This is a genomic window from Niastella sp., assembly GCF_045805085.1.
Taxonomy (GTDB): domain Bacteria; phylum Bacteroidota; class Bacteroidia; order Chitinophagales; family Chitinophagaceae; genus Niastella.
In genome coordinates, this window is record NZ_JBJMLX010000064.1 from 1 (window position 1) to 6,973 (window position 6,973).

Consider the following 6,973-nt stretch of genomic DNA (forward strand, 5'->3'; position numbering starts at 1 on the left):
CTAAGGGCTAGGACACCACCCTTTCACGGTGGTGATACGGGTTCGAATCCCGTACGCGGTACAAAGGTTCAACCTTGGCAAAATTGGAAAAGCTTCCCGACAAGTCGGGAGGCTTTTTTGTTCCCCCGGCAGAGAAAAAGATGATGGGAGAAAATTGATCCCCTATCTTTACATTCACAACGAGCCGCGTTCGTCTAAGGGCTAGGACACCACCCTTTCACGGTGGTGATACGGGTTCGAATCCCGTACGCGGTACCAGAAAATGTAAAGCCTTGTAATTGAAAGATTACGAGGCTTTTTTATTGGATACAAAAAGAGAATCGGACCTGTAAAAATCTGCTGCAAATATTTAAAATAAAAAACGCTGAAATTCGCTACAGTGGCTGCCTTCACCTTTTTTTCATTTGCAGCCGATTGTTGTTCCGTCAAGCCCTGCTATTGCAAATACTTTTGTTTGCGGCAGTATTATTTTTTCAGAATCAGCCCGCCTATTGCCAATACGATGTTGGCGGTTCGTTGTTTTCTATCATTTCTTTTTATTTTCTATAATGGCTAACGACAATTCCACACGTAAATGATGTTGCGTTTACCATTTTCAGGTTTGCCTGCTTTTTGAAAATTGCCAATCCTTTACCCAATGCTACGGGATTTATGATTAAATGATATTCATCAATTAGGTCAGCATTTATCAAAGATGAAACAAGTGTTGCACCGCCATATACAATAATGTCGCCGCTGTTTGAATTTTTCAATTTTTCAATCTCTGCTTCCAAATTTCCGTCGAGAATAGACAAGTTATGCCAACCGCCCGGAATTTGAATATCCTTTGTCAATGTCCTGCTGGCTACCAATTTATTTGTATTAACTATATGGCTGGCAAAGTCGAACCGTGTGTCTGTTGTGTCTTGTGCAACCTGTTGCCAATGAGCATTAAATCCTTCCTGCGCCATTTGGCTGCTTATCAGAATATTGCTGACGGATTTGTTTAGGTTCGTATGATAGGTTTGCAAATCTTTATCCCAATTCCAATTGGGCCCCCAATTCCAAATCATCCAATCCGTTCCACCATTTTCATTGGCTATATATCCGTCAATACTTATTTGTGTTTCAAGAATTAATTTGTTCATATTTTCTGTATTAAATATAAATCAATAAGAAGCCGATCAACAGTTGGTATTGTTATCAGTACAATCCGTTTTTTTATTAACCGTTTGCAAACGGTTAAAATGAACTAAATTTTCTTTTGCGGCTGATTCCTTTCATCGCCCGTGAAAGATGCAAGAACCACAACGAAGACTGCCATGATTGTGATCGTAAGAAAGGAAATTCGCAGGCTAGTTGCTTCTGCAATAAAGCCGATAACGGGTGGGCCTATCAGAAATCCCATAAAGCCCACCGAAGAAACTGCGGTTAAAGCTGTTCCCGGAGAGAGCGTTTTCGATTTTCCTGCTGCACTATAGACCATTGGTACAACCGAAGAAACGCCAATGCCGATTAAAAAGAATCCTAACAATGCCGGCATCATTTCGGGAAATATTACAGATAGCAGCAGTCCGCTTGTTGTTAGTAACCCGCTTGCCTGCAATATTCGCTTTAAGCCTATACGACCTGAAAGGTTATCAGCAAAGAATCGCATGCCTGCCATTGCTATCATAAAGGTTGTATAGCCAATGCCGGTCAGTTGCTTGTCTACGTGTACCACTTTAGAAAAATAAACCCCGCTCCAGTCGAACATTGCGCCCTCCGCCATCATTGAACAAAAAGCAATAAACCCAAGTTTTATCAGCGACTTATCGGGCATTGCGAAAACAGGGCGCTTTTCCGCGGCGACCTCGTCGTTCTTCACGATGTAAAAAGCACAAACAACATTTACGACAAGAAAAGTGGCGCATATAAAAATAAAATGATTAAGGGGTAGTACGTTGTGTCCTATCAGCCAGGTGCCAATACCCGCTCCCGCAAAGCCTGCTAAACTCCATAACCCGTGAAAAGTAGCCATTAGTCTTTTCTTATATAAACCTTCCACTGCAACCGCCTGTGTATTGATAGAAATGTTCAGGATGTTGGCGAAGAAGCCAAAAGAAAATAAGGACAGAACCAGATACAGAACATTGGATGAGCTTCCAATTAAAACCAGTGACAAACTATAAAAAACTGCGGAAGAAACAACAGCCTTTTTACTTCCGGCCTTCGCAATAAGCCAGCCCGCAAATGGTAGTGCAATGAAAAAGCCCAGGGGCAGGGCAAACAAAACACTGCCAAGGGCGGCATCTGAAAGTTTGATACTTTCCTTTATGGTTGGAATACGAGCGGCCCAGCTGGCAAAACACAATCCATGCATAAAGAACATTGCACTTACCGCAAACCTGTTTGCGCGCCTGGATGCTTCTTTTGGCGTTTCGTGTTTGGGTGAAATTAAATCGCTCCTATGTTTGCGTAAGAACCATTTACGCAATTGCGGATTGGTCCTTTTTACTTTGTCAACACTTGCAATCATTTGCTATATTTTGCAACTAAAATAGTAAATTATTTAATTAAAATTGCACATTATGGCAATTTATTCATTAAAAATCTTAAGAAATAGCATACAAGAAGATTATATTGCATAATATTGCACAATATGTTGAAAGAAGAGCGATTTCAATTTATATTAAAGAAGCTTTCGGAAGACCAGAAAGTAACCTTAAAGACATTAAGCAAGCTGCTAAATGTTTCGGAGTATACCGTGAGAAGAGATTTGAAAGAACTTACTGAACATGGCCAGTTGAAAGCTGTTCGTGGTGGCGCCATTCCCCATTCTCCTACCCCACATCATTTCAGTGACCGGTTGCATTATAAAACAGACGAGAAAAAAGTCATTGCAGAAAAAGCCGTTGGGTTATTGGATAACGGACAGGTGGTTGTGTTCGATGGTGGCACTACCGCTCTGGCGATCGCCTCCATTCTGCCACACGATCTTCTGATTACTGTTGTAACAAACAGTTTTCCCATAGTGAACGTACTTGAAGAACACCCGAACATTGAAGTATTGTTTACTGGGGGTAGATTGCTCAAAGAAGCTTACACAGCCATCGGGCAGGATGCCATCCGTTTCTTTAACAAAGTGCGCGCAGACATTTATTTCATGGGGATATGCAGTATTGACCCTACGATTGGAGTTACCACAATCAATTACGAAGAAAGCGAAGTAAAAAAAGCAATTGTGGATGTGTCGAAACGAGTAATTGCATTAACACCTGCCGAAAGAATAAACACGGCAGAAGCTTTTTTTATCTGTCCGCTTGAATCGGTTGATACCATTATCACCGATGAAGAAGGTAAAGAACTTGCAGAGCAATATTTTAAAGATTCCGGAATTACGGTAATGTAAGAATGTTTTTCATTTTCAAGAGCTTTCTCCAAAAGCTTGGCAACAATGCATTACATAAACCACCAATCCTGCAAGATGACAGCTTTTATAGCCGCGACATGGCAAAGAATGATAAGAACAGCGTGTATAACATAAGGAAGAAAAAGGATGAATAGCTGGCATAGCTGTAATTACTGCGAATACTGAAAGACAATAGCCAGACTCAAAATGTATCAAGTCATTAACTTATTGAAGATTCATTTTCCTGAAGCACGATAGTAAAATCAACAAGTTCCGGCAAGTGTTCGAACGGGGTCCCATTCCCGCGCAGAAATTAAAAATGGAATATGCGGATCACCAGTTTCTAAAATCAATGCCCTGCCTACTAATAACTCCCCTTCGGGCAATGCCTTTATTCTTTTTTGCAATTCTTTTTCCAGCCCCCACCCTAACCGTTCCGAAATGACATAATCAACACCTCCATCCATAAAACCAAATGAATTGGCCGGACTTACGATCGCATCGTATTGAAAATCTTAATAATGTTCGCGGGTTTATGCCTGTTAATATTGTCGGAATTTCTCTCATCGAAACTTACCTTTGAACAGGAGCTTATACTTTTATAATAATTATTTTACTTATGATTAAAAGAATAATTTTCACATGTATGTTAGCAATGGGGCTGATAACCACAAATGCACAAACACAAACAGCTGCGAAACGTGACTCACTTACAATATTTAGAGATAAAATTGACCAGCTTGATAAAGAAATTGTTCGTCTTCTGGGCGAGAGAATGGAAGCTGCAAGAACTATTGGAGCATATAAGCTGACACATAATATGGGAGTTGTACAATCCAATCGATTCAATGAGGTACTTCAGCAAGCAATAACCTATGGTAAAGAAAAGGGGCTTTCAGAGGAATTTATTAAAGCTCTTTATGAAGATATTCACAAAGAAAGCATCCGGCAACAAGAAGCATTAAAGCCGCAGCAGTGAAGAAGCCTCACGGCACAAAATCTGCTGTTAACAATAGAGGAATAAAGACACCAAAAGTGTGGCATTTCAACCATCGGTAAAGTTTATTTTAAAGGCACAAAGGTTTAACCCTGGCAAATTGAAAAGGGCTGTTCTACCAAGAGCAGCCTCTTTTTGTTGTGCGCCCGGCATAATCATAAACTTAAAGGTGCAAGTCCTTTACGAGCTCTGATAGTGCCCCCACTTTTAAAGCATTATAAAATTTAGAAAGATTTCAGAACTGTCAGTATTCCATAATCGTTTTATGTGTATATTCAACAAATCTTTACGATGACTCTTTCGGTACCGGCTTGCCAAAGCAAGAGTTGCAGTAACACCACAGCCCCTCGTATAATATATCGCACCAACGCCCTTGGTATGGCAAAGTAAATCACCAGTAGTTTATTGATCCTTAAAATGATTCAGTGTGCCCCCGGTGGCGCACCTGACAAAATTTTAAGCAAACCAACCTAAATCGTTGATTGTCTATAAATCATTCACGAATAAACGCTGGTTCATGAAAAAAATTTACTCCGTTTTGCTGCCAGGAAAATACATTTGGTTCCTGGCCATCCTGTTGTTATCGGCCGTATATGGGCGTACTCAAACAAACACAAGTGTTGGTACAACCGAATACACCATCGACAGAACGGCGCCTGCTGGTACCCCGCGCACCTTTGCTTCGTTCAACGATGCCTATAACTTTATTAAAAATGGTATCGATTCGGCCGTGGTATTCAATGTAGCGCCCAATACAGGCCCTTACAATGAACAGCTCATTATGGCTCCTGTACCGGGGGCATCGGCTTTAAATACCATCAGCTTCAACGGCAACGGCAATACCATTCAATTCAGTTCGAACAACAATACCGAAAGAGCCGTGATCAAACTGCGCGGCGCCGATTTCGTGACCTTCGACAGCCTGGTGATCGATGCCACCGGAAGCGGCCCTTACGGCTTTGGCGTGCAACTGCTCAGCAATGCCGACAGCAATACCATCAGCCGTTGTATCATAAAAGCAAACGATGCCAGTGCATCTTCGTATTATAATGGTATTGTGATCAATGCTTTCGACGATGGTTCCATCACCCCTGGCAATACGTTATGCGATGGCAACCTCTTTAACCGCAACACCGTCACCGGCGGATTTTCAGGGGTGGTGCTGGTTGGTGGAACAGGCAGTTTCGTTTCGGGCAACAAATTCACTAATAATGTCATTAAGAATTTCTTTTCCTACGGCATGTACATCATGCTCACGAGCGGCACATTCATTGAGGGCAACGACATCAGCCGGCCCAACCGCACCGGCTCCAGTAACTTCTATGGCATATACCTCAACAACCCCAGCAACAGCGTGTATATATCCGGGAATAGGATCCACCATTCCTTTCCCGAAACTTCTACGAGCACTGGTACCACCTATGCCATTGCTTTCAACCATGCCAGTGCCGCTGTGGGGATGGAAAACCAGGCAAACAATAACCTTATTTATAAAATGTACGGACAGGGCGCCATCTATGCCGTGGAGAACATTAGTAGCGACAATATTTTATGTTATCACAATACGATTTCGCTCGACACCGGGGGCAGTCCTTACATTACCGCAGCCTTCTTCCAAACCGGTCCAACCGTGGGTGTCGTGTTCAGGAACAACCTGGTCACCGTTAGCCGTGGCGGCAATGGCGATAAATATGCGGAATATGTAGATGGCAATAGCAGTGTCACTGCCGACCACAATGACTATTATGTAACCGGCCCGGGTTCCAACTATCATATTGGCTATTATAAGGGCACTGCTTACAATACACTGTCCAACTGGCAAACGGCATCGGCACAGGATGCACATTCGGTATCGGAAGACCCGGTATATACCGATCCACTGGTGACCGACAACTTTACACCCATGGTGGCGTCGGTAGATAACCTGGGCGAACCCGTTGGTGTTAGTACCGATATCAACAATGCGCCACGCAGCGCCACCACGCCCGACATCGGCTGTTATGAATTTACCATTCCGCCCTGCATAGCGCCCCCGGTAGCGGGCACTGCCGTGGCCAATCCCAATACGGGTGTTTGCCTGGGAACAACCATCAGCCTTACTCTTACCGGTAACTCCAGCGGCGGTACGCAAACCTATCAATGGCAAAGCGCACCATCGGCTACCGGCCCATGGACCAGCATCAGCGGATTTCGTTATAAGAAGGACTATCAAACCGAACTTACCGGCAACAATTATTTCCGTTGCATAGTGATATGTGGTGGCGATACGGCTTATAGCACTATTGCCCAGGTGATCATGAATCCGCCGCTGTTATCGGGCGTATATACCATCAATCCTTCAGCGCCTGCCGGTACGCCCAACAACTTCTGGTCGTTCACGCAGGCGGTGGCTGCCCTTGATTGTGGCATTGGGGGTTGGGTGACCTTCGATGTGGCGCCCGGAACTTACAATGAACAAATACGCATGCATAAAGTGGGCGGCGCATCCGATACCAGTCGCATTACCTTCGAAAGCTGGAATGGCCCGGCTTCTTCGGTTATACTTACCTATAATGCCACCAGTGCCGCCAACTGGGTAGTAAGCCTCGACAGCGCGGGTTATGTAA

Annotated in this window: 6 protein-coding genes and 1 tRNA gene; 4 read left to right on the top strand and 3 right to left on the bottom strand. The window is 43.6% G+C overall.

Annotated features, from left to right (window positions below):
• Window positions 1-183 precede the first annotated feature (183 nt).
• Window positions 184-258, top strand: a tRNA-Glu gene (locus tag ACJ751_RS02675).
• 278 nt (window positions 259-536) lie between these two features.
• Here the strand turns inward: ACJ751_RS02675 and ACJ751_RS02680 are convergent.
• Entirely contained in the window at window positions 537-1,127 is a 591-nt protein-coding gene (locus ACJ751_RS02680) for a dihydrofolate reductase family protein (protein WP_407743833.1), read from the bottom strand.
• A 104-nt stretch (window positions 1,128-1,231) separates the two neighbouring features.
• On the bottom strand, window positions 1,232-2,497 hold the full coding sequence (locus ACJ751_RS02685; RefSeq protein WP_407743834.1) for an MFS transporter: 1,266 nt from the start codon (window positions 2,495-2,497) through the stop codon (window positions 1,232-1,234).
• 123 nt (window positions 2,498-2,620) lie between these two features.
• Between ACJ751_RS02685 and ACJ751_RS02690 the strand changes: the two genes are divergently transcribed.
• Window positions 2,621-3,370: a DeoR/GlpR family DNA-binding transcription regulator gene (locus ACJ751_RS02690; RefSeq protein WP_407743835.1), complete on the top strand. Its 750-nt coding sequence runs from the start codon at window positions 2,621-2,623 to the stop codon at window positions 3,368-3,370.
• Window positions 3,371-3,633: 263 nt separating this feature from the next.
• On the opposite strand, the gene ACJ751_RS02695 is transcribed toward ACJ751_RS02690, so the two are convergent.
• Window positions 3,634-3,867, bottom strand: a complete 234-nt coding sequence (locus ACJ751_RS02695; RefSeq protein WP_407743838.1) for a macro domain-containing protein — start codon at window positions 3,865-3,867, stop codon at window positions 3,634-3,636.
• A gap of 122 nt (window positions 3,868-3,989) precedes the next feature.
• Between ACJ751_RS02695 and ACJ751_RS02700 the strand changes: the two genes are divergently transcribed.
• Window positions 3,990-4,349, top strand: coding sequence for a chorismate mutase (locus ACJ751_RS02700; protein ID WP_407743836.1), 360 nt, complete (start codon window positions 3,990-3,992; stop codon window positions 4,347-4,349).
• A 535-nt stretch (window positions 4,350-4,884) separates the two neighbouring features.
• A partial coding sequence (locus tag ACJ751_RS02705) for a hypothetical protein (RefSeq protein WP_407743837.1) occupies window positions 4,885-6,973 on the top strand: 2,089 nt, incomplete at its 3' end.